This is a genomic window from Raoultibacter phocaeensis (assembly GCF_901411515.1).
Classification (GTDB): domain Bacteria; phylum Actinomycetota; class Coriobacteriia; order Coriobacteriales; family Eggerthellaceae; genus Raoultibacter; species Raoultibacter phocaeensis.
In genome coordinates this window covers 184,437-203,711 of the sequence record NZ_CABDUX010000001.1, presented here as the reverse complement: position 1 = coordinate 203,711, position 19,275 = coordinate 184,437, and the positions used below count along the sequence as shown (strand labels likewise).

General features: G+C 59.6%; 16 protein-coding genes. 5 read left to right on the top strand and 11 right to left on the bottom strand.

Features of this window, described 5'->3' with window-relative positions:
- Positions 1–7: 7 nt before the first annotated feature.
- The gene (locus FJE54_RS00885) at positions 8–1,849 is read right to left on the bottom strand and encodes an acyltransferase family protein (RefSeq protein WP_139650664.1); all 1,842 of its coding nucleotides are present in this window, start codon (positions 1,847–1,849) and stop codon (positions 8–10) included.
- 328 nt (positions 1,850–2,177) lie between these two features.
- Here FJE54_RS00885 and FJE54_RS00880 point away from each other — a divergent pair, with 328 nt between their 5' ends.
- From FJE54_RS00880 to FJE54_RS00870, 3 genes are all read left to right on the top strand, one after another.
- On the top strand, positions 2,178–2,462 hold the full coding sequence (locus FJE54_RS00880; RefSeq protein WP_139652150.1) for an ArsR/SmtB family transcription factor: 285 nt from the start codon (positions 2,178–2,180) through the stop codon (positions 2,460–2,462).
- Between the two features lie 82 nt (positions 2,463–2,544).
- Complete coding sequence (locus FJE54_RS00875) at positions 2,545–2,763, top strand: cation transporter (protein ID WP_139650663.1); 219 nt, start codon at positions 2,545–2,547, stop codon at positions 2,761–2,763.
- Positions 2,764–2,854: 91 nt separating this feature from the next.
- On the top strand, positions 2,855–4,753 hold the full coding sequence (locus FJE54_RS00870) for a heavy metal translocating P-type ATPase (RefSeq protein WP_139650662.1): 1,899 nt from the start codon (positions 2,855–2,857) through the stop codon (positions 4,751–4,753).
- 85 nt (positions 4,754–4,838) lie between these two features.
- Here the strand turns inward: FJE54_RS00870 and FJE54_RS00865 are convergent, their stop codons facing one another.
- Together FJE54_RS00865 and FJE54_RS00860 are read right to left on the bottom strand one after the other, a co-directional pair.
- Complete coding sequence (locus tag FJE54_RS00865; protein ID WP_139650661.1) at positions 4,839–5,546, bottom strand: TorD/DmsD family molecular chaperone; 708 nt, start codon at positions 5,544–5,546, stop codon at positions 4,839–4,841.
- Positions 5,547–5,589: 43 nt separating this feature from the next.
- On the bottom strand, positions 5,590–7,023 hold the full coding sequence (locus tag FJE54_RS00860; RefSeq protein ID WP_139650660.1) for a helix-turn-helix transcriptional regulator: 1,434 nt from the start codon (positions 7,021–7,023) through the stop codon (positions 5,590–5,592).
- 294 nt (positions 7,024–7,317) lie between these two features.
- Here FJE54_RS00860 and FJE54_RS00855 point away from each other — a divergent pair, with 294 nt between their 5' ends.
- Both FJE54_RS00855 and FJE54_RS00850 read left to right on the top strand, forming a co-directional pair.
- Positions 7,318–8,142 carry a 4Fe-4S dicluster domain-containing protein gene (locus FJE54_RS00855; RefSeq protein ID WP_218971880.1) on the top strand — a complete coding sequence of 275 codons (825 nt, stop codon included), beginning with the start codon at positions 7,318–7,320 and terminating at the stop codon, positions 8,140–8,142.
- 42 nt (positions 8,143–8,184) lie between these two features.
- A complete protein-coding gene (locus FJE54_RS00850; RefSeq protein WP_255467146.1) occupies positions 8,185–10,431 on the top strand; it encodes a molybdopterin-containing oxidoreductase family protein in 2,247 nt (748 codons plus the stop codon).
- A gap of 178 nt (positions 10,432–10,609) precedes the next feature.
- Here FJE54_RS00850 and cydC read toward each other — a convergent pair whose 3' ends face one another.
- From cydC to FJE54_RS00810, 8 genes are all read right to left on the bottom strand, one after another.
- Positions 10,610–12,358 (bottom strand): thiol reductant ABC exporter subunit CydC, encoded by a 1,749-nt coding sequence (gene cydC, locus FJE54_RS00845; protein ID WP_139650658.1) that lies wholly within the window; start codon positions 12,356–12,358, stop codon positions 10,610–10,612.
- Entirely contained in the window at positions 12,355–14,073 is a 1,719-nt protein-coding gene (gene cydD / locus FJE54_RS00840; protein ID WP_139650657.1) for a thiol reductant ABC exporter subunit CydD, read from the bottom strand. Before cydD ends, cydC begins: the two co-directional genes overlap by 4 nt.
- Positions 14,074–14,221: 148 nt before the next feature.
- Positions 14,222–14,608, bottom strand: a complete 387-nt coding sequence (locus tag FJE54_RS00835; RefSeq protein WP_139650656.1) for an FMN-binding protein — start codon at positions 14,606–14,608, stop codon at positions 14,222–14,224.
- Between the two features lie 44 nt (positions 14,609–14,652).
- Positions 14,653–15,300: a TetR/AcrR family transcriptional regulator gene (locus tag FJE54_RS00830; RefSeq protein WP_139650655.1), complete on the bottom strand. Its 648-nt coding sequence runs from the start codon at positions 15,298–15,300 to the stop codon at positions 14,653–14,655.
- A gap of 117 nt (positions 15,301–15,417) precedes the next feature.
- Complete coding sequence (locus tag FJE54_RS00825) at positions 15,418–15,930, bottom strand: DUF3784 domain-containing protein (RefSeq protein WP_139650654.1); 513 nt, start codon at positions 15,928–15,930, stop codon at positions 15,418–15,420.
- 190 nt (positions 15,931–16,120) lie between these two features.
- Complete coding sequence (locus FJE54_RS00820) at positions 16,121–16,777, bottom strand: DUF6320 domain-containing protein (RefSeq protein WP_139650653.1); 657 nt, start codon at positions 16,775–16,777, stop codon at positions 16,121–16,123.
- On the bottom strand, positions 16,764–18,269 hold the full coding sequence (locus FJE54_RS00815) for a phthiocerol/phthiodiolone dimycocerosyl transferase family protein (RefSeq protein ID WP_255467145.1): 1,506 nt from the start codon (positions 18,267–18,269) through the stop codon (positions 16,764–16,766). The genes FJE54_RS00820 and FJE54_RS00815 overlap by 14 nt, the downstream gene beginning before the upstream one ends.
- Positions 18,242–19,261, bottom strand: coding sequence for an alpha/beta hydrolase (locus tag FJE54_RS00810; protein WP_139650652.1), 1,020 nt, complete (start codon positions 19,259–19,261; stop codon positions 18,242–18,244). Before FJE54_RS00810 ends, FJE54_RS00815 begins: the two co-directional genes overlap by 28 nt.
- Positions 19,262–19,275: the final 14 nt, after the last annotated feature.

The following is a 19,275-nucleotide window of genomic DNA, read 5'->3' as shown; positions in this document are numbered from 1 at the left end:
CTTCGCCTCAGCCTTCCAAAGCCGCTTGTATCATGGCGGTGTATACCTGTGCGCCCTCTTCGGTAAGGTGGGTGCCGTCGCCGTCGAAGTAGCGGTCCTGCCCGGCGCTCGTCGACGCCCAATCGATGAGGTGTACGTTGTCGTACTTCGCCGCCGCGCGCTCAAGCGCCGCATTGGTTGCATCGATCCACGATTCGGGTGCCCGGGTGTTCACGAAGTAAATCTGACGGTCTTCTCCGACATCGGCCACTAGCTCGTCAACTTGATCGTCGCTTGCGGGCCCGTTGGTGCCGAGGGCAAATACTACGGTTTTCCCGACAACGCGGGTTTCCTCATAGGAATCGAACACGGCCTTTCCCGCAAAGAACTGCCGATTGATTTCGGCATCGATAAGTCCGTTGGGAAATGCTTCCTCAAAGTATGGCACGACTCGCAGCGACACCGAATCCCCGATCATCACAGGGCTGTGCTTCTTCACGACCGGCGTAGGCTTCGGCAGTTCGACATCGTCGCCGATATGCCGCGTGCCGATGAGGGGCAGAAGCGATACATCGATTGCGGGTTTCTGCACAAGAGGCGAGCGGTTTTGGGCGGAAGCTTCCTTCATGGCGTCGAGCCCCTCGACCGCCGAGGTGGGCGGAACGAATGCGATGCCGCCGAGCGCGAGCACGATGACCAGGCTTCCGCCGACAAGCGGCGCGATGCGCTTCTGTACGAACGCGGATACATTGATGGACCCGGAGCGGATATTCTTCACAAGCGTGCCGATCGCGCCTTTTCGGATGGGGTCCTCGACAAACGTGTACGAGAACGCCGATACGGCGAATATGATCGCGAGCTGCAAGAGCAGGTACAGGTAGTTCGGTTCGCCGACGGTGCTCTGCGGATTCATAAGCAACAGGATGGGATAGTGCCACAGATACATGCCGTACGAGCGTTTGCCGATCCATACGAACGGGGTCAGGGCGGCGAAGGAGCCGAGTCTGCTTCGGGGGTGAGCCATCACCGCGATGACGATCATGGTGAGCACCGAGGCGATGACGAGTCCTCCCCAGTAGAGAAACGGCGAGAACCCGTCCACGAGGGCGATCATGAGTACGAGTCCCGCAAGAGACGCGATCCCGACGCCGTCCATAACCATGCGTGCGCGTTTGCTCAAGCGCGCGCTTTTGGTGCCTACGCGGCTTGCGGGCGTTTTGAACGCAAGCCATGCGCCGATAAGGAGCGAGAAGGCGCGCGTATCGGTTCCGTAGTAGACGCGGCTCGGGTCGGCCAGGGGATTGTAGAGAAGTGCCATGGCGAGCGCCGAGGCGGCGGCAAGAACGACGGCGATGCGCCTGAGCAGCGGCCGCTTCGCACCCATTTTGAATGCGATCAGCAAAAGAGGGGGCCATACGAGGTAAAACTGCTCTTCGATGGCAAGCGACCAGAAATGATTGAGCGGCGAAGGCGCGCCGAGCGCATCGAAGTACGAGAGGTCTTGGAATATATACCACCAGTTGCTGAAAAACAGGAGCGCAGGGGGGATGTCGGGGCGCATTTTCGTGAGGAGCTCGTGGTTGAAGAGCGTACAGAGGGCGGCTGTGACCACAAGGACGAATACGATGGCGGGCACGAGCCTGCGGATGCGGCGCAACCAGAAGTTTTTGAGATCGATGGTGTTCGTCTGAGTCCATTCGGTGACGAGCAGCCCGGTGATCAAGTAGCCTGACAACACGAAGAATACCGTGACGCCGAGGAGACCGCCCTTCGCCCATGAGAAGTTCATGTGGTAGGCGATAACCGCGAGAACCGCGAAGGCCCGCAGACCGTCGAGTGCGGGTATGTAGCGTGTTTTCGAGCCTGCCATGCGGCGCAAACCCTTCAGATCCGTACGTGCACGATTCGCTTTGCTGTAAAAGCAGAAGCTGATGCATTATAGCACTGCAACCTTATCAGCTATCGCACGGCGTACGACTCGGGCAAAGCGTTACGGGAGCGAGGTTAAACGGTGAGAACGGTACGAACTATTTCCCGAAACCCTCTTGACAGGCTCGTCGTCATCCTTATACTTATGAACAGTTGTTCATATGATGAGAGGTGACGGTATGGTAGAGTCAACCGAAAGCGCGGTGCAGCAAGGCGAGGCGTCCGCATGCGGATGCGCGGGCACGCCCGATCTCGATACGCACGAGTGCATGCCTGACGAAGAGCTGCTCTACGATCTTGCCGACCTGTTCAAGGTGTTCGGCGATACGACGCGCATCAAGATACTCTACGCCCTCATGGGCAACGAGCTGTGCGTGGCTGACATCGCCGAAACGATAGGGGCGACGCAAAGCGCGGTCTCCCATCAGCTGCGCACGCTCAAACAGTCGCGGCTTGTACGCGCCAAGCGCGATGGCAAGAACGTGATCTATTCGCTGTCCGACGACCATGTGTACACGATGCTCGCTCAGGGCATGACCCATATTTGCGAATGAAGGGAACAAGCGGGAGCGGCTGCAGCATAGACGCTGCAAGCGAGCCCCGGATCCGCATACCACGATGTTGAAAGGAACCGCCATGCGTAAAACGTTCAAGCTCCAGGATCTCGACTGCGCCAACTGCGCTTCGAAGATGGAAAACGGCATCAAGAAGATAGACGGCGTCCACGACGCGACGATGAGCTTCATGACTCAAAAACTCGTGCTCGATGCCGATGACACACGCTTCAACGACATCCTTGACGAAGTGGTAAGCGTATGCAAGAAAGTCGAACCCGACATGGTGATCCTCCGCTAAAGAGACCCGAATACGAGTCTGAACCAGCCTCTCGCGGGGCGTGCGTCAGCATGCCGCGAGCGGGGATGGCAGGCGAAAGGAAAGACGAGACATGAACAAGAAGCAGAAGCGAACGCTCATCCGCATCATCGTTGCGATCGTGCTGTTCGCGATCATATACCCGCTGCCGCTTGAGGAGTGGTTCGGCAGCCCCATGGGGCTCTATATCGAGTTCGCCCTGTTCCTCGTGCCGTATCTGATAGCAGGTTACGATGTGCTGCTCAAAGCGGCGCGCAACATCGGCCATGGACAGGTGTTTGACGAGAACTTCCTCATGAGCGTGGCTACCATCGGAGCGTTTGCGCTCGTGCTGTTCCCCGATTCGGATCCGCATATGGCCGAGGGTGCCGCGGTCATGCTGTTCTATCAGGTTGGGGAACTGTTCCAGAGCTATGCGGTGGGCAAGTCCCGCAAATCGATCGCCGAGATGATGGACATCGCACCCGATTACGCCAACGTCATGCGAAACGGCGAGCTCGTGCAGGTCGATCCGTACGAGGTAGCGGTAGGGGACGAAATCGTCGTGAAGCCGGGCGAGCGTGTACCGCTCGACGGGGTGGTCGTCGTCGGTAACTCGCAGCTCGATACCGCGGCGCTCACGGGCGAATCGGTGCCGCGCCACGTCGAGGAAGGAGCCGAGGTCATTTCGGGCTGCGTGAACATGACGGGGCTGCTGACCGTACGGGTGAGCAAGCCGTTCGGCGAATCCACCGTATCGCGCATCCTCGAACTTGTGGAGAACGCGAGCGAGAAGAAAGCGCGCACCGAGAACTTGATCACCCGGTTCGCACGCTACTACACGCCGGCGGTCGTTATCGTAGCGCTGCTGCTCGCCGTCGTGCCGCCGCTTCTGTTCGGGCAGAGCTGGTCCGATTGGGTGCAGCGCGGACTCATCTTCCTCGTGGTTTCGTGCCCGTGTGCGCTCGTGATCTCGGTTCCGCTGTCGTTTTTCGGTGGCATCGGGGGAGCGTCCAGGCTCGGCATCCTCGTGAAGGGGAGCAACTACCTCGAAGCGCTCGGCGATACCGAAACCATCGTGTTCGACAAGACGGGCACGCTCACCGACGGAACGTTCAACGTGGTAGCCGTGCATCCTGAAGAGGGCATCGATCCCGATCTCATCCTGTCGATTGCAGCGCACGCGGAGGCGTATTCCGATCATCCGATCGCGCTGTCGGTCAAGGAGGCCTACTCGGGGCCGATCGACCGTGCGCGTATCGCCGATGTGGAAGAGCGCGGTGGCCATGGTGTGCGCGCTGCGGTGGACGAGCGCATCGTACTTGTGGGCAACGATAAGCTCATGGCCGAAGGCGGCGTGGATTACCACGACTGCAAGCTTACCGGCACGATTCTGCACGTTTCGCTCGACGGCGTCTACATCGGCCACATCGTGATCGCCGATGTGGTGAAGGCGGATGCCGCCCAGGCGATAGCCGATCTCCATGCGGCAGGCGTCAAGCGTACCGTCATGCTCACGGGCGATCGCAAAGAAGTTGCGGCTGCGGTGGCAACCGAGCTCGGGATCGACGAGTACCGTGCGCAGCTCTTGCCGCAGGATAAGGTTGCCGAAGTCGAGAAGCTGCTGGCCGAAACGACCGGCAAGGGCAAGCTCGCGTTCGTCGGCGACGGCATCAACGACGCCCCTGTGCTGACGCGTGCCGACATCGGCATTGCGATGGGGGCGATGGGATCCGATGCGGCCATCGAGGCGGCCGATATCGTGCTCATGGACGATCGCCCCTCTAACATCGCAAAAGCGGTTCATGTGGCCCGCAAGACCATGGGCATCGTGCGGCAGAACATCGTATTTGCGCTTGCCGTGAAGTTCCTCGTGCTGATACTCGCAGCCGTGGGCATCGCCAACATGTGGCTTGCTGTGTTCGCCGATGTGGGTGTGGCCGTGATTGCGATCCTGAACGCCATGAGGTCGATGAACGTCAAGAAGGATTAGCGCACTCGGCTGGTCGCCGTCGGGGTCGACCAGCCGGTGTTTGGTAAAAACGCGGGGTGCATGCAGCGCCCCGCATTTTCCGATGTTAAGCGAAGAACGCGTTCAGCAGTTCGGCGGCAGAGCGGTAGAAGGGAAGACGCGTTTCGGCGATGACCTTATCTGCGAAACGGGGCATCCAGAAGCGCGCGTGTTCTGAAACGAACGCTTCGTATGCGGCTTCGGGGGAGCCTCCGGGGAAATCTTCGGCGCGGGGGCCGTCGGGGGCAGGAAGGGCGATGCCGGCGCTCAGGAGAGCGAGGTATTGCAGCAGCTCGAATTCTGTTCCTATGTGGTCGAGCGGCTCGTTCGTTCCCTCGGGCCGACCCAGTCCGCATGCGCGGCAGAAGCGCTCCACTTCCATCGATTTCGGGTTCACGAACAAAAGCGGCTGCACACCGTCGTCAAGCGCTGCCCATACGCCTTCGTACGGGCTCACCACGGGTTCGGGAGATCCGATGAACAGCCGCGTTGCCTCGGCCCTCAATGCATGCAGGGAGCGATCTCCTTCGGATTCGCTGCCGGATGCGCACGCTTCGTTTTCAGAAGTTTCCGAGCGAAGCTGTTCGGCGAAGCCTTCGGGCAGCGACAAGCCGAGCGTCTGCGAAATCTCACAGGCTGCATCGGCCCATTCGCCTGAATCGAGCGCTTCTGCGAGCTCTTTGCCAGGGTATCTGAACGAGAAAGCTGCAAGCTCGCACAGGGCGGCTCGGGCTTGCCAGGCATCAACGTGTTCGGGTGTCGGTTGGGATTGCATAGGATACGGTTCCTTTCTCGGGTTTTGAAACGGGCTCTGGTTCCTACTGCGTCTGACGGCCTTCCAGCACATCGAGCAGCTGTTGCTTGTCGTGCACATCGAGCTTTTTGTACAGATGCGTCAAGTGCGTGTTCGCGGTGCCTTGCGATATGTCGAGTTCCTCGCAGATGCGCGGCGTGGATCGGCCTTTCGCGACGAGGATCATGACTTCGGTTTCCTTCGCCGAGAGCTTGTAGAATTTGGCAACGTCTTCGCATCGCCTCCTGAACGGACGGGACGCATCGCGGTCATGCTCTGCAGTCAGTTCGACGATCGACCGTTCGTTGAATAAAAACAGGTAGGCGAACAGGAGCGCGCATACCGACAGCAAAGCGATGAAGCTGAGAGTTCGCGGTGTGAGATCGACGAACGAAGTAAGCAGGCTGCCGAGAAACGTTCCTCCTAAACCCCCCGCGACCATGAGACCCCATCCGAACCCGAACACCACGACCGAAGACAGGTGATAGCGGCTCGCCGTTCGGGCCAGTACGACCCATACGAGCAGCGAAAGCGTGCTGTACCCGGTCAACGCAAGTACGTTTGCGAGAAACGTTCCCCGGTCGATGATGGGCAGCAGCAGGAAAATGAACGCCGTCACAAACAAGATCACCTTGTAAGCGAATGCGAAATCGGGCTTCTTCTCCGAGAACACGGTAATGCTGATTACGGCGGCGGAAAGAAGGGCCGCCGCCAGAAAAACCCAGGGGTACAAATCGACGTCGACCACGGGATTCACTTCGAGGAACAGTGCCCTCATGAGGCTTTCGGCGAATCCGAGAATGCCGACGGAAAGAAGGGCTTTGATCAGAAACCCGCTTTTGTTGACCTGTACGGAACCTAAAAGCCGCTTTTCCTTCCATACGCCCAAGCGGCCGAACAGAATATAGGCGGAGACGAGAAGCAAAAGCATTGCTGAAGCAACGCCGGCAATGCGCGGCAGCATGATGACGATGGGAAAGATGATCGCGGCCAGGAGAAACGAGCTCATAGCTTCGACCGCCGTTTTCGTTTCGTCGATGCGCGTGTACGCATCGCCCCAGGCGAGGTAGAGGATTCCGAGCCCAATGCCGGTTACGGTGCAGATGATGGAGCACCACGGCTGCCTGAACCAGTCTGCTTCGACCAACGCGAGCAATGCCGTTGCGGCAAGCAGCGCTGTGGGAACGGCGATCGTCACCCAGCGTTTGCCGAGGACTGCGCGGATGAACTGCTTGGATAAAAGCGCGCTTCCCACCATGAGAACGGCCAACCCCAACGACGACCATGTATCGGTGCTGTTGAGGTGCGAGATGTCGTTTCGAACCGAGTAGTGAACCACCGTGCTGAAGAACATCACGTACGTCCACGCCCGGGTGAGCGCGAAGCCGATCATGCGCATGTTCACCACGTCGGCCAGCGTGATGCTTCCCAGATATTCCCCGATGCTTCCGCGTTGCACGGTCCCCCCGATGCGATAGCGTGACGATGACGTTCGTTGGTGCAGTATACCAGACCCGTATGCGCGCTGCTTACCAAGAGCTTTCCGTAATGCCTGTTCAGGTGTACATCATAGAAAACATACGATGCGAAATGGCGAAAAAGGAGGATTCATACGATACCTAAGAGCGCAGTGCATCCGTATAGTCGCATCCGGTAGGGATGCCGAATGCGAACAGCGAGGGGAATCGCTTGGGCGAGACGCGTATTCGGCATCGGAAGGAGGCCTCGGGGCCTCATGACGAGAGGAGGAGCGTTGGCGACATCATACGGAATGGTCATCAACCTCGAGCGATGCATCGGATGCTACGCATGCGTCGTGGCGTGCAAGCAGTGTTGGGGAACGCGGCCGGGTGTTAACTACAACATGATGAACTACGTGGAGTGGGGTGAATACCCCGACGCGCACCAGCGCTACGTTTCGACCCTGTGCAACCACTGCGACAATCCGCCGTGCGTTTCTGCATGTGCGAGCCAGGCGACGTACAAGACTGACGAAGGCCCCGTTGTCGTGGATTTCGAGCTGTGCGAGGGATGCGGTGCCTGCGTCGGGGCGTGCCCGTACGACCATAGGTTCCTTATCACCGAGGATATGGGAACCAGCTACGAGGGCGCGCCGCTTCCGTGCGAGGAGAAGAGTGCGCAGCGCGTGAACGTGACCGAGAAGTGCACGTTTTGCTACGAGCGCCTGACCGAGGGATTGCAGCCGATGTGCACGGTGCACTGCCCGGGCCAGTGCCGCATCTTCGGCGACGTGAACGACCCTGAAAGCGACATCTCGAAGTATATTGCCGAGAAGAATCCCGTCCCTATCGAGGGGACGAGCGTGTACTACGTTGTGCCCGAAGACATGGACCGCTCGCTTGTTCCGCTCGGTTTGGCCGATGCGGTTTCCGCTCAGATGGCTGCGAAAAACGAGAAGAAGGAAGCGGCGCCTGCGTCCGCCGAGAAAGCGCCCGAGGGCGTTCCGATGGCGGCCGTAGCGGGAGTCGTTGGGGTAGCGGCGGTTGCGGCGGTCGGCGGCGGCGTTGCCTACAAGAAGAACAAGAATAAGCAGTCCTCGACCGATCAGAGCGAATAGGCGGTGGTTACCATGCAAGTATCCCGACGGAAATTTCTTCAAGTGCTATCGATTGCCGGAGCGAGCGCAGTTGCTGCTTCGTCCGGTGCCTTCACCATGTCCTCGCTCGCCTTCGCCGATGAAGACGAGGCCGAAGAGTATCGCTACAGCCATTGCGTCATGTGCAATCATGGGCCGCACTGCGGCGTGAAAGCGCTCGTCAAAAACAACAAGATACTTCGTCTTGAAAAGCGCGACGGCTACAACAACAATCTGCTGTGCGCGAAAGGCCTTTCCTCGGCGCAGGATCTCTACGACCCTGCACGCGTGCTGTATCCCATGCGCCGCGTCAACGCGAAAGGCGAGCCGGGCGAATGGGAGCGCATCTCATGGGATGAGGCGCTTGCGGAAATCGCCGAGAAGCTCAACGGCATCAAAGAGAAGTACGGTGCGGAAAAGGTACTGTTCATGACCGGCGATCCCAAAGAGCCGCGTTCGGCGCTGCAGCGCCTCGCCTTCACCTTCGGCTCACCCAACATGGGCACGGAAAGCTCTACCTGCTTTAAGGCGACCGAGCTCGCGGTCAAACTCATCGTGGGCCCCGAGTGGCACACGGCGACATCGCTCGCCACGGGTGCGGGTCCGACGCCCGGGAAAACCAAGGTCTGCATCATTTGGGGAAACAACCCCGGCTGGTCGGCCCCCTTCAGCTACAACGGTTTGAAGACGGGGCAGGAGAGCGGTCAGGTGAAGTACATCGTGGTCGATCCGCGCATCACGCCGACGGCGCAGAACTTCGCCGACGTGCACCTGCAGATCCGTCCGGGAACCGACGGCGCGCTCGCGCTGTGCTTCGGCAACTACCTCATCGAACACGATGCCTACGACAAGGAATTCATCGAAGCATGGGCGCACGGATTCGACGAGTACAAGGAGTACTGCGCGGAGTTCACCCTCGAGAAGACGGCGGAAATCTGCGACATACCGATCGATGCGCTCGAGAAGGCGTGCGGCATTCTCGCGGAAGAGGGATCGCCCATCGTGTGCAAGAGCGCTGCTGCGTTCCCACACCACACCAACGGCATCAATAACTACCGCGCCATCATGCTGCTTGTTCCCCTGACGGGCAGCCTCGATGTGCCCGGCGGCCTCACTATCGCAAACGAGCCGATCAACTTCGACGAATGGTGGGGGACGTTCGAATTCGCCCGCTCGAAGGAGCTTTTGCCCGAACTCGACCACCTGCGCGTCGACCGGCAGTACTTCCCCGTGTGGGCCGATACCGACCAGCAGGGAAGCCTGCAGCTCAACAAGATACCGGAGTACGTGAAGAACGGCGACATCAAGGCATGCCTCATGCTTGGCGGCAACGCCATGATGTGGCCCCAGTCGCACGAATACCAGGAGGCGTTCAAGGACATGGAGTTCGTCGTGGCCGGCGACTTCTACAACAACGCCTGGACGCACGATTACGTCGACATGCTCCTGCCTGTCGCCATGAGCTTCGAACGCGCAGCGCCGCTCACCATCTTCGGTCGCAAGATATTTCTGCGCGAGCCCATCGTGGAGCCTGCTGGCGAGGCGCGCAGCGATTACCGGATCTGCTGCGATATCGGCACGGCACTCGGATTCGGCGATGTGTTCTGGAACGGCGGCCCCGAATCCGACGAGAACTGCCTGCGCGAAATCCTGCGTACGATCGATGTCGAGAATCCGCCGACGCTCGAAGACATGCGTGCGGCGCATCCGGATCCCATCGAGATACCCCTTTCCGGGGAGCCGCAGTTCAAGAAGTACGAACTCGGACTGCTGCGCGACGACGGGCAGCCTGGATTCTCATCGCCAAGCGGTAAGGTCGAGTTCACGTCCGAAATCCTGCGCGAGCACGGGTTCGATCCTCTTCCGGTATACAGCGAGCCGGTGTACAGCCCTGTTTCTACACCGGATGTGGCAGAACGGTATCCCCTCGTCATGAATTCGGGTTCGCGTGTGCCGTTTTACACGCACTCGAAGGAACGCCATCTGCCTTGGCTCAACCAGTTCATGCCCGAGCCGGTCGTGCGCCTTTCCAAAGCCGATGCCGAAGAGCGCGGCCTTGTCGACGGCGATATGGTGCGTATCACTGCGCCGGTCAACGACGAGGGTATCGTGGCGAAGCTCGAGATCACGAACATCGTGCGTCCGCGTACCATTGACATGTTCCACGGATGGCACCAGGCGAACGTGAACGAGATCATCAGCAGAGATTTCGATCCAATCAGCGGATTCCCGCCGTTCAAGGAAGGGCTCTGTCAAGTAGAAAAGGCATAAGACGTAGGCGCTGCTGGAAGTCGCTATGGGCGCTGCCGAAAGCCGTCAAGGGCACTGTCGCTAGCCGCTCTGCGAACCGCTCGAAGCCGTCATGCGCACTGTCTGAAGCCGTCGGGGTCGATTGCCTCGGCGGCTTTTCGATGGGACGATCGACCTCAACGGCTTCCCGACAAGGAGGCTATGCAATTCCCCGGTCGAACGCGAGAAGGCGGCGGTACCGCTCGCTTGCCTGCTCGAGCTCGGCCGGGGATCCCGCAAGCGCGAGCTTCCCGTCTTCGACGAACGCCACGCGGTCCATCCTCGCCGCACCCTGAAGGTGGTGCGTGATCATGATGAGGGTCTTGCCGCGCGTGGTTTCGAAGAACGTTTCGAGGAGCGCTCGCTCGGTTGCCGGATCGAGGCCCACCGTGGGCTCGTCGAGCAGGATCACCGGCACGTCCTGCAAGAGCACGCGCGCGAGCGCGATGCGGTGGCGCTCGCCGCCCGAAAACCTCATGCCCGCTTCGTCGACGAGCGTATCGAGGCCGTCGGGCAGGCGTTTCGCCATAGCTTCGAGTCCGACTTGGGCAAGGACGTCCAGCACCGCTTCGTCTGAGGCGCCGGGGTTGCCGATCGTCAGGTTCTCGCGCAGCGTCCGGTTGAACAGATAGGTCTGCTGCTGGATGACGCCGATGAAGCGAGAGATGGAGTCCCCGAGCTGATCGGGCGAGACGCCGCCGATCGTAACGGAACCCTCGTCCGGCCTAAGGTCGCCGCGGATGAGCGATGCAAGCGTGCTCTTGCCCGATCCGCTGCGCCCGAGGATGGCGATGCGCTCGCCGAAGGGGATGGCGAGGCTGAGGTTTCTCAGGACGGGCCGATCGGTATTCGGATAGGCGAACGCGAGGTTCTCGATGCGGATGTCCAAGGTGGCGTCGGGCTTGGGAGCCTGGTCGCGTTCGTTCGCTTCGGCGGGAAGGTCGTTCAGCCGCTCGACGGAATCGCGGTAGGCGCTCGCTTCGGTTGCCGCTTCGGGCAAGGGCGCGAACGCGTCGATGAGGGGGAAGAAGCCGAGCACGAACGCGGCGATCCAGTTCGCGGCGCCCCCGTGCGCGCCTCCGAACAGGCCCGCAGCCCACACGAGCAGCATGACCGCGACCGCGCCGTAGAGCACGCTTGCGACGAGGTCGCGCCTGCGCGAGAAGCGCTCCATCTTCTCGTCGAGGTCGCGCATCGCCCGCTCGGTTTCTTTGTAGCGCGTCAGGTATTCTTCGCCGCGGCCGGCGAAGAGCCAGTCGGACACGCCGAGCACGTTGTCGGTCAGCTCGGCGTACAGTTCGTTTTTCATCGCCTTGCGCCGAGCGTTGCGCGCGCCGTTCACGAGCGCCGATGCGAGTGGCAGCACGAATACGACCACGCCGAGCACGAGCAAGACCGCAAGCGCGAACCACACGGAGAAGAATCCCAGCGCGATCACGATGGCTGTATAGAGCAGGTATGCGACGATCGTCGGGAACACCGTGCGCAGGTAGAGGTTCTGGATGTGGCCGATGTCTTCGGCGAGCAGGCCGAGCACATCGCCCGTGCGCCGCGAGCGCTTGAAGAAGATCGCATCGCCCTCAAGCGCCTTGTACAGCTTCAGCCGAAGACTCGACGTCATGCGGAGCACCCAGTCGTGGCTGGTCAAGCGTTCGAAGTACTGGAAAATGGGCTTGCCTATACCGAAGACGCGCACAAAGATGACCGGCAAGTGAATCATGAGGATGTTGCCCGGCATCTCTGCGGCGCGGCTGATCAGGTAGCCTGAGGTGAACATGAGGGCTCCGGCGAATACGAATGTGAGAAGCCCGAGTGCCAGGGCGAGCGCAAGGGCGGCGCGATACTGCTTGAAGAAGGGTTTGACCCACCGATCGCGCTTAAGCGTTTCTTTCCACGATGCGCTTCTCATGCTTGCGTCCAATCGGTCAGCGAGGCGAGGGCGGCGAAAGCCGCGCTGTCGGCCATGACCGCCTGCGCGTCGCCTCTTCCCGCAATCCGGCCGTCTTCCATGACGATGATCTCGTCCATGTCCTGCATCCAGTGCAAACGATGCGTGGCGAAGAACACGAGACGGCCTTCCATGAGGGGGAGCATCCGCTCTTTCAGCTCCATCTCGGTTTCGATGTCGAGGTGCGCGGTCGGCTCATCGAACAAGAGGATTTTCCGGGAGTCGTCCAAGAAGGCGCGGGCGAGGGCAATGCGCTGAGCCTGGCCGCCCGAAAGCGGGCGCGCTCCTTCGCCGATAAGAGTATCGAGCCCTTCGGGCAGTTCATCGATCAGCTCGTCGAGGCCGACGATTTCCACGGCGTTCGCGATGGCGGCAGCAGAAGCTTGCGGGTGGTAGAACGCGATGTTGTCGCGCAGCGTCGCATGGAAGATATAGGGATCCTGCGGGATGTAGATGACCTGCTTCTGCCAATCGGCCTGATCGAAGCCTGACGCATCAACTCCGTCGATTGTGATGGACCCGCTTTCGGGTGTGCAGAAGCCGCCGAGCAGGCTGACAAGCGTGCTCTTTCCCGCCCCGCTTGCTCCGACGATGCCGTACTTTGCAAACCCCTGCGCTTCGAGCGAGATGCCCGAAAGCGCCATGTGATCCGGATACGAGAAATTGATGGTGCGCAGGGCGAGCCTGGATGATTCGGTCCACTCGGGTATAGGCTGTTCGACGGGTAGGTCGTCGGTCGGTTTGACGAGTGCCTGGATGGAGGAGAGCGCGTTTTTGCCGTCGAGCGAGGCGTGGTAGTCGGACGCGAAATTCTTGATGGGCTTGAAGTACTCGGGTGCGAGCACGAGCACGGCGAGCGCGGGGAAGAGGACGAGCGTTCCGTCGAGCAACCGCATGCCGAGCATGAACGCGACTGCCGCAATGGAAAGCGTCGAGAAGAGGTCGAGCACGAAACTCGAAACGGTGGCGACTCCGATCGTCTTCATGCTGGCGACCCTGAACCGCTCGCTCACCTCGTAGATCGTCTCGCCATAGCCTTTGCTCGCTCCGAAGAGCTTCAGCGTGTCGATGCCGCGCAGCGTGTCGATGAAGTGGTTCGACATGATCTGGAACGTACGGTGTTGCGCCGACGCCTTCTCTTTTGCGGTCCGACCGAGGATGGCCATGTACAAGATGATAAACGGAAACGCGATGAGCATGATGAAGCCCGAAACCCAATCGAGCGGAAAGACCACGATAAGCAGAAGGACGGGGATAACGATGAGCGCCGTCATCTTGGGCAGGATGAGGCGGAAGTACGTTTCGACCTGGTCGATGCCCTCGAGTACCGCAGCCGATACGCTGCCTGTCCCGTTTTGGCGTACCACCTGAGCCTTCGTGGCGAATATCGTATGCAGCAGATCTGAGCGCAGCGCATCGGCCCGCTCGTATGCGTATCGGTTGATAAAGCCTTCCTGCATGTACACGATGCCTTGCTTGCCGACGAAACAGAGGAAGAATGCGGCTATCCAGACGAGCTGATCAGCGAGCGCGCCCCCGTACCAGAGGTTTGTGATGGCGGTTGAAAGCGAAAGGGCTTGTCCGATGATGCACAGTGCTTGCGCCGCAGCAAATCCGCAGAGCGCTGCGAGCACCCGTTTGATCCCCGGTAGCTCGAACACCGCCTTGTCGATCATTCCCTGCATCCCGCTTTACCGACCCCGCTTACCGTTCTCGAATATGCATCGTGTGAGTACCACAGTGTAGCACGGCACGATCCTGCACGCCGCCCAAGCCACGCTGCTTCGGTAATGATACTATCCAAGTATCATTAAGGCAAGAGAACTATGCGTGGAGAAGAGCGTTTTCGACGGCTTTCTGAATGACCTTGCTCGAGTTGGTCGCACCCGAAATCGTGTCGATGTCGATACGCTGGGCTTCTACAATGGCATCGGTGATAGCCTCGGCTGCTTGGCCCCGCTCGGTCTTGTGTTCGAGAAGCTCGATCTCGGTTATGCGACCGTTTTCGACGGATACCGAAACCGTGGCTCCGATGATGTCGGCATCGAACGATCCTACGTAGGTCCCTGCGGCAACGCTTTCGAGGGGCGGTGTTTCAATGATCAACGATGTAACGGTATTTTGGTAATTGACAACGCGAACTAAATAGACGATGCCGAACCCGATCGCTACGACGACGATGGCGGCGGCTATGATGAGTAAGGGGGTCATACGCTTCCTTTGCGATTTGAGGGCGGGCGTGTGCGGCGCGTTTTTCATACGTGCCCCTCGGTGCAGATGGCGTGGTACAGGGTGTCGAAGCCTTCTTCGAGAAACTCCTGCTTGGACATCCCGGTGGCTTGTTCAAAGTAGGTGGCTTTTTTTGACGCCATCACGACGAGTCCCGAGAGGGAAGCCCAGAACAGGAAAACCGTATGGGGCAGGGGAAGGTCGTCTCGTAGCTCTTTGCGGGCTATGCCCTGCTCGATGAACCATCCCACTTCATCGTTGATGCACTCGCCGACTTCGTAGATTTCGCGCTCGACATCGAGCGCATCTGGGCGTTCGAAATCCGCAGGTATCTCGTTGCGCGTCAGGTCGAAATACAAAGGACTCTCATCGTAAAACAAGGTCAGTTCGGCGCAAAGCGCATCGTAGCGGGTTCGCGTGTTTGTCGAAGTTGCATCGTGTACGGCTCGGTGCAGGCGCTCCTGCAAACGTCGCATGCTCTTGAGCGTTAAAAAACCGACGATGTCTTCTTTGTTAACGAAGTACACGTACAGCGTCGCTTTGCTGTAGCCTGCCTCACGGGCAATGTCTTCGACCGAGGTTGCTTGGATGCCTTTTTTCGAAAACAGCTTCTCGGCGGCATCGCCGATGCGATTGCGATGCGCCTCAGGCGGTTCCTTTACCCTACGGGCCATGGCTCTCCTTTTAATTAAACCGTTGGTTCAATTAAAGTAGCATACAACGCTGGCCTTGGCAAGAAGGGGGCGGGCGCAGGGTGCCGTTAGTTTTGCGCCGCAAGCGGTGTGATGGCGCTACTTCGATGCCAAAGGTGCGACGACGAGGACGCAGGTGAGATAGACTGCAAGAATCACAAGCAGGACCACTGTCGCCCTGCGATCGAGCTTGACGTCTTCGGATTTTGAGGGATCTCGGGCAACGAGTTCGTTTTCGGCTGCACGGCGTTCCCTGCCCATTTTCACGAACAGCCACACGATGTAGCCCAGCAGCGCAACGGTGCTTGTACCGCAGAGGGCGCTTCCGGCTGCGAACACCGCTTCGTTTTGGAGAAAGCTGCCGTAGCCGATAATCGGGATCGAGGCTACCATGACGCACGCTATGACCATGGCGATGGATATTCTTCTGCCGAGCCTGCGTTGTTCGGGGCTGCCGTACTCCTCTTCGGAAACGAAGTTGTTGCCGGCGATCGAGCGAAGCCACTGCCCATGCCAGTACTTCCAGGCCATGAGGGCGAACAGGGCGAGCATGGCCAGCGAGACGGCGAGACCGATGGCGAGCGTCCCGATGTCTCCTCCCGTATCGTTCATGGCGGCCTTTCATCGTGTGGCATGCAGGTACATGCAAGCTTTGCAATCAGTATAGCAAAGTGGCTGCTGGTCATGTGCGATGCTCGGTGATAGGTAGGTGCGCGCTTCGGCGACAGGCTATAGGTGCGTTGCGCCTGCTGCAGACCGAAGGCGCGCGTTGGCGGCAGCTGAAAAGAATGCAGTAGCTCGACTACGCCGAGAAGAGTTTGCGTACCTCGGCGACGAGCTGCTTGCGTGCGAACACGACGAGCCCGAGCAGAAATACGCTCGAGGTAAGCGCGCTCGCGTAGGCGAGCACATCCCAGGTAGTAAGGCCAAGTGCGACAAGCGCTATTGGGATCAGTCCGAGCACCACGTCGAACAGCAGGTACTTCGCGTAATCGGTGACGAATGTGCCGCGGAACACGGCAAAGAGCACAGCATCGAACACGAGCGCGATGAGGCAGATGCCGGGGATGACGAACGTGGTGATAATGAGGTTGTGCGAAGCGATGAACCAGACTGCGGCGACGCCGAGCAGCACGAGGAAGTAGCGTACGACCACGCGCAGAAAGTTCGGCGAATGCGTGAGGATATTCCTGATGAACAAGTAGTTTACGAGAAGCGCCAAGCATACGGTGAAGACGATGTCGCCCGGCAACGCGAACAGGTACCCGAGAAACACCATGAGCAGAAGCGATGCCCCGCTTGCGAAGGCGAGCACCTTAAGCGCCACGGTCCCCGATTTTCTTACCTCGTTTTTCGGGAACACCGACGGCTCGGCCTCGCCCGAGAGTTCGGCTTGGCAGAGCGGGCACCGGTCGAGGTCGCCGGTGAAATCAACGCGACATTTATCACAGCGTTTCATCGTGTGTCTCTCCCCCCGATGTTTCCGGGATTGTCGAAGCGTCGGGTTTTCGGTGCTTCCGCGGGGTCTTGGGAGCCTTGGGCTCTTTTTCGGCTTGAGAACGTTTAGGGGTCCTGGGAGCTTTGGGCGCTTTCGGCTTCTTGCCTTTGCCGGCAGCCCCCTGCGCTGCCGAGGGCTCATCCGATGCGGGCAGTTGCCCGCCGAGCCGCTTGACCGACGTTTCGAACTGCGTTTCCAGCCTGTCCTCGGCAACTTCTTCACTCGTCTTGTTGATGTTCATGGTGCCCTCAATGCCGAGATAAGAGAAGTACCGGACGAAGTTCTTGACGATATCGGGGTTCGAATACACCGTGGAAATGCCGATGCTCAAATCGTCGCCGAACGAGCAGAGGGTGAAGTTGAGGCCGGTCGTCGAGGTCATGATGTTGACATCGCGGACAAACGGGGCGAGCCGCTCGTCGATCCGGATCTGACCGAGGTTCGAGACGGTCGTGGTGGTCTCGCGGATGACGAAGCGATCGGCGATGTCGAGTATGATGTCTTTCACGAAAAGCGGGGCCAGGCGCAGAAGGGGGTTCTTCTCGAGGGCGATCATGCGGTTCATCCGGTACTTGAGCTGCTCGGCTTCGGTGGCGGCCTTGAGCTGCGCATGCACCTGAGCGGCAATCGCTTCGATCGGCTCGTCGGCATCGCCGGGCGTGTAGGAAACGAACGCAAGCCCGAAGAAATTCTTGGTTGTGGTCGACTCGAAGAATTGCCGCAAGTCGACGGGAATGTCGATGCGGATCGCCCGATTGCGGTCGCGTCGCGGCATTTCCGCGCGAATCGCGCACATGATGGCGGCAATGAGCAGCGATGTAAGGCTCACGTTCAACGAACGAGCCAACTCGAGCACGCGTTTGGCGGGCAGATGCAGCTCCATGAACGTGGGATCGGCCTTGTCGCGCCAGCCGGCGATACGGTACACCTTGGGTGCTCGTGTAGAGGCCGCCTTGTCCCGCTCGTAGTACTTGTTGAAACTGTCTTCGGCTTTCTGATGGTCCGACCCATCGTACTCGAGCGGCACGCCTTCGATGCCGTAGCGTATCTGAATATACGAATAGAGAAGCGCTTTGAAGAAGCTCAAGGCGCCGCGTCCGTCGGACACCATGTGCGATACTTCGAAATTGATGCGGTTTCGGTAATAGCTCACTCGAAAGAGAATGCTTTTCGCGCCTGCATGGAGCCCGAAGCAGATGGGCAGGTTCTCGCGGTGCACGGCGGGCGGCGTGTCGATCTGTTCGAGATAGTGCCAAAACATGCCGCTGCGCAAGCTGACGTTGAAATTGGGGAACGCGTCGACGGCCTTTTCGAGCGCTTGCTGCAAGATCTCGGCATCTACGGCGTCTGCGAGGGTTGTGGAATAGCGAAATACCGTCTGGGTCGATCTGCCCGCCTGAGCAGAATAGAACTTGCCGACGTTGTCTAGTCGGTACCAAGTAGCTCGAGCCACGCCGGTTCGCCTTCCTGTGCAAGCTCGTCACCATCCAAGAAATGCTTGATGATGCGATAGGTATCCTTGACGATGTTGAACACCGAGGGGTACAGCAGATACCCGTGCACGGCGTCGAGAACACGATAGCACTGCGCGTCGCTTCCGTCATCCGCCAAACGCTGAGCGAACACCTCACCTTCGTCGCGCAGCGGACAGTACTCGGCGGTGATGACGAGCGTGCGGGGCTGGCAGGAGAGGTCGGGTTCGATGAGTGGGGCGAAGTAGGGGTTGTGCACGTCTTCGGGCACGGAGAGGTAGAGCTCCATGTAGTCCACGATGTCTTGCGAGGTGAGCAGGTAGTCTTCGCCGTTTTCTCGTACCGAATCGAACAGCGACGTGGTGTAGTGGTGATCGTTGTACGTTGCGGGGTAGAGCAACATCTGCGTGCGCGGCACGAATGCGCCGCGGTCGCGAGCCATGAGCGATACGACGGCGGCGAGGTTGCCGCCGGCGCTGTCGCCGAACAGCACGATGTTCTCGGCGTCGACGTCGGTGAGCAAGGTGCCTGCGAACAGTTGGCGCGTTACCTCGTAGCAATCTTCGGCAGCCATGGGAAAGCGGTGTTCGGGTGCGCGGCGGTAATCCACCGAAACCACGCGCCGTTCCAGGTTCAAAGCCATCGTGGTGCAGGCGTCGGTGTAGAAATCGACGTTGCCGTTGACCCAGCCGCCGCCATGGAAAAACAGAATCGTGCCGCGCGAATCCTCGGTCACCTTGAATCCCTCGACAAACGAAAAATCGATGTCGAGCGGGGTGAACACGCGCAGAAGCACCTCGTATCCGTCGGGCATGACAGCGGTGGTGTCGTCGATGCGGCACCGTGGATCGGGAATCGAGAGCTTGGCGGTGATCTCCTCGGCGACGCGTTGCGCCTTGTACGACGATTTGACATCGGGCTTGAGCCGTGAGGCCGCCCTGAATGCGGCGAGAACCGCTTTGTTGATGGGCATGGCGATGCCGTCCT

What these genes read in the sequence shown, in the direction of transcription:
- FJE54_RS00865 (WP_139650661.1), bottom strand. Translation starts at nt 5,546, where the DNA reads ATGCAATCCCAACCGACACCCGAACACGTTGATGCCTGGCAAGCCCGA.
- FJE54_RS00880 (WP_139652150.1), top strand. Translation starts at nt 2,178, where the DNA reads ATGCCTGACGAAGAGCTGCTCTACGATCTTGCCGACCTGTTCAAGGTG.
- FJE54_RS00830 (WP_139650655.1), bottom strand. Translation starts at nt 15,300, where the DNA reads ATGGCCCGTAGGGTAAAGGAACCGCCTGAGGCGCATCGCAATCGCATC.
- FJE54_RS00875 (WP_139650663.1), top strand. Translation starts at nt 2,545, where the DNA reads ATGCGTAAAACGTTCAAGCTCCAGGATCTCGACTGCGCCAACTGCGCT.
- cydD (WP_139650657.1), bottom strand. Translation starts at nt 14,073, where the DNA reads ATGATCGACAAGGCGGTGTTCGAGCTACCGGGGATCAAACGGGTGCTC.
- cydC (WP_139650658.1), bottom strand. Translation starts at nt 12,358, where the DNA reads ATGAGAAGCGCATCGTGGAAAGAAACGCTTAAGCGCGATCGGTGGGTC.
- FJE54_RS00825 (WP_139650654.1), bottom strand. Translation starts at nt 15,930, where the DNA reads ATGAACGATACGGGAGGAGACATCGGGACGCTCGCCATCGGTCTCGCC.
- FJE54_RS00810 (WP_139650652.1), bottom strand. Translation starts at nt 19,261, where the DNA reads ATGCCCATCAACAAAGCGGTTCTCGCCGCATTCAGGGCGGCCTCACGG.
- FJE54_RS00870 (WP_139650662.1), top strand. Translation starts at nt 2,855, where the DNA reads ATGAACAAGAAGCAGAAGCGAACGCTCATCCGCATCATCGTTGCGATC.
- FJE54_RS00885 (WP_139650664.1), bottom strand. Translation starts at nt 1,849, where the DNA reads ATGGCAGGCTCGAAAACACGCTACATACCCGCACTCGACGGTCTGCGG.
- FJE54_RS00820 (WP_139650653.1), bottom strand. Translation starts at nt 16,777, where the DNA reads ATGAAACGCTGTGATAAATGTCGCGTTGATTTCACCGGCGACCTCGAC.
- FJE54_RS00835 (WP_139650656.1), bottom strand. Translation starts at nt 14,608, where the DNA reads ATGACCCCCTTACTCATCATAGCCGCCGCCATCGTCGTCGTAGCGATC.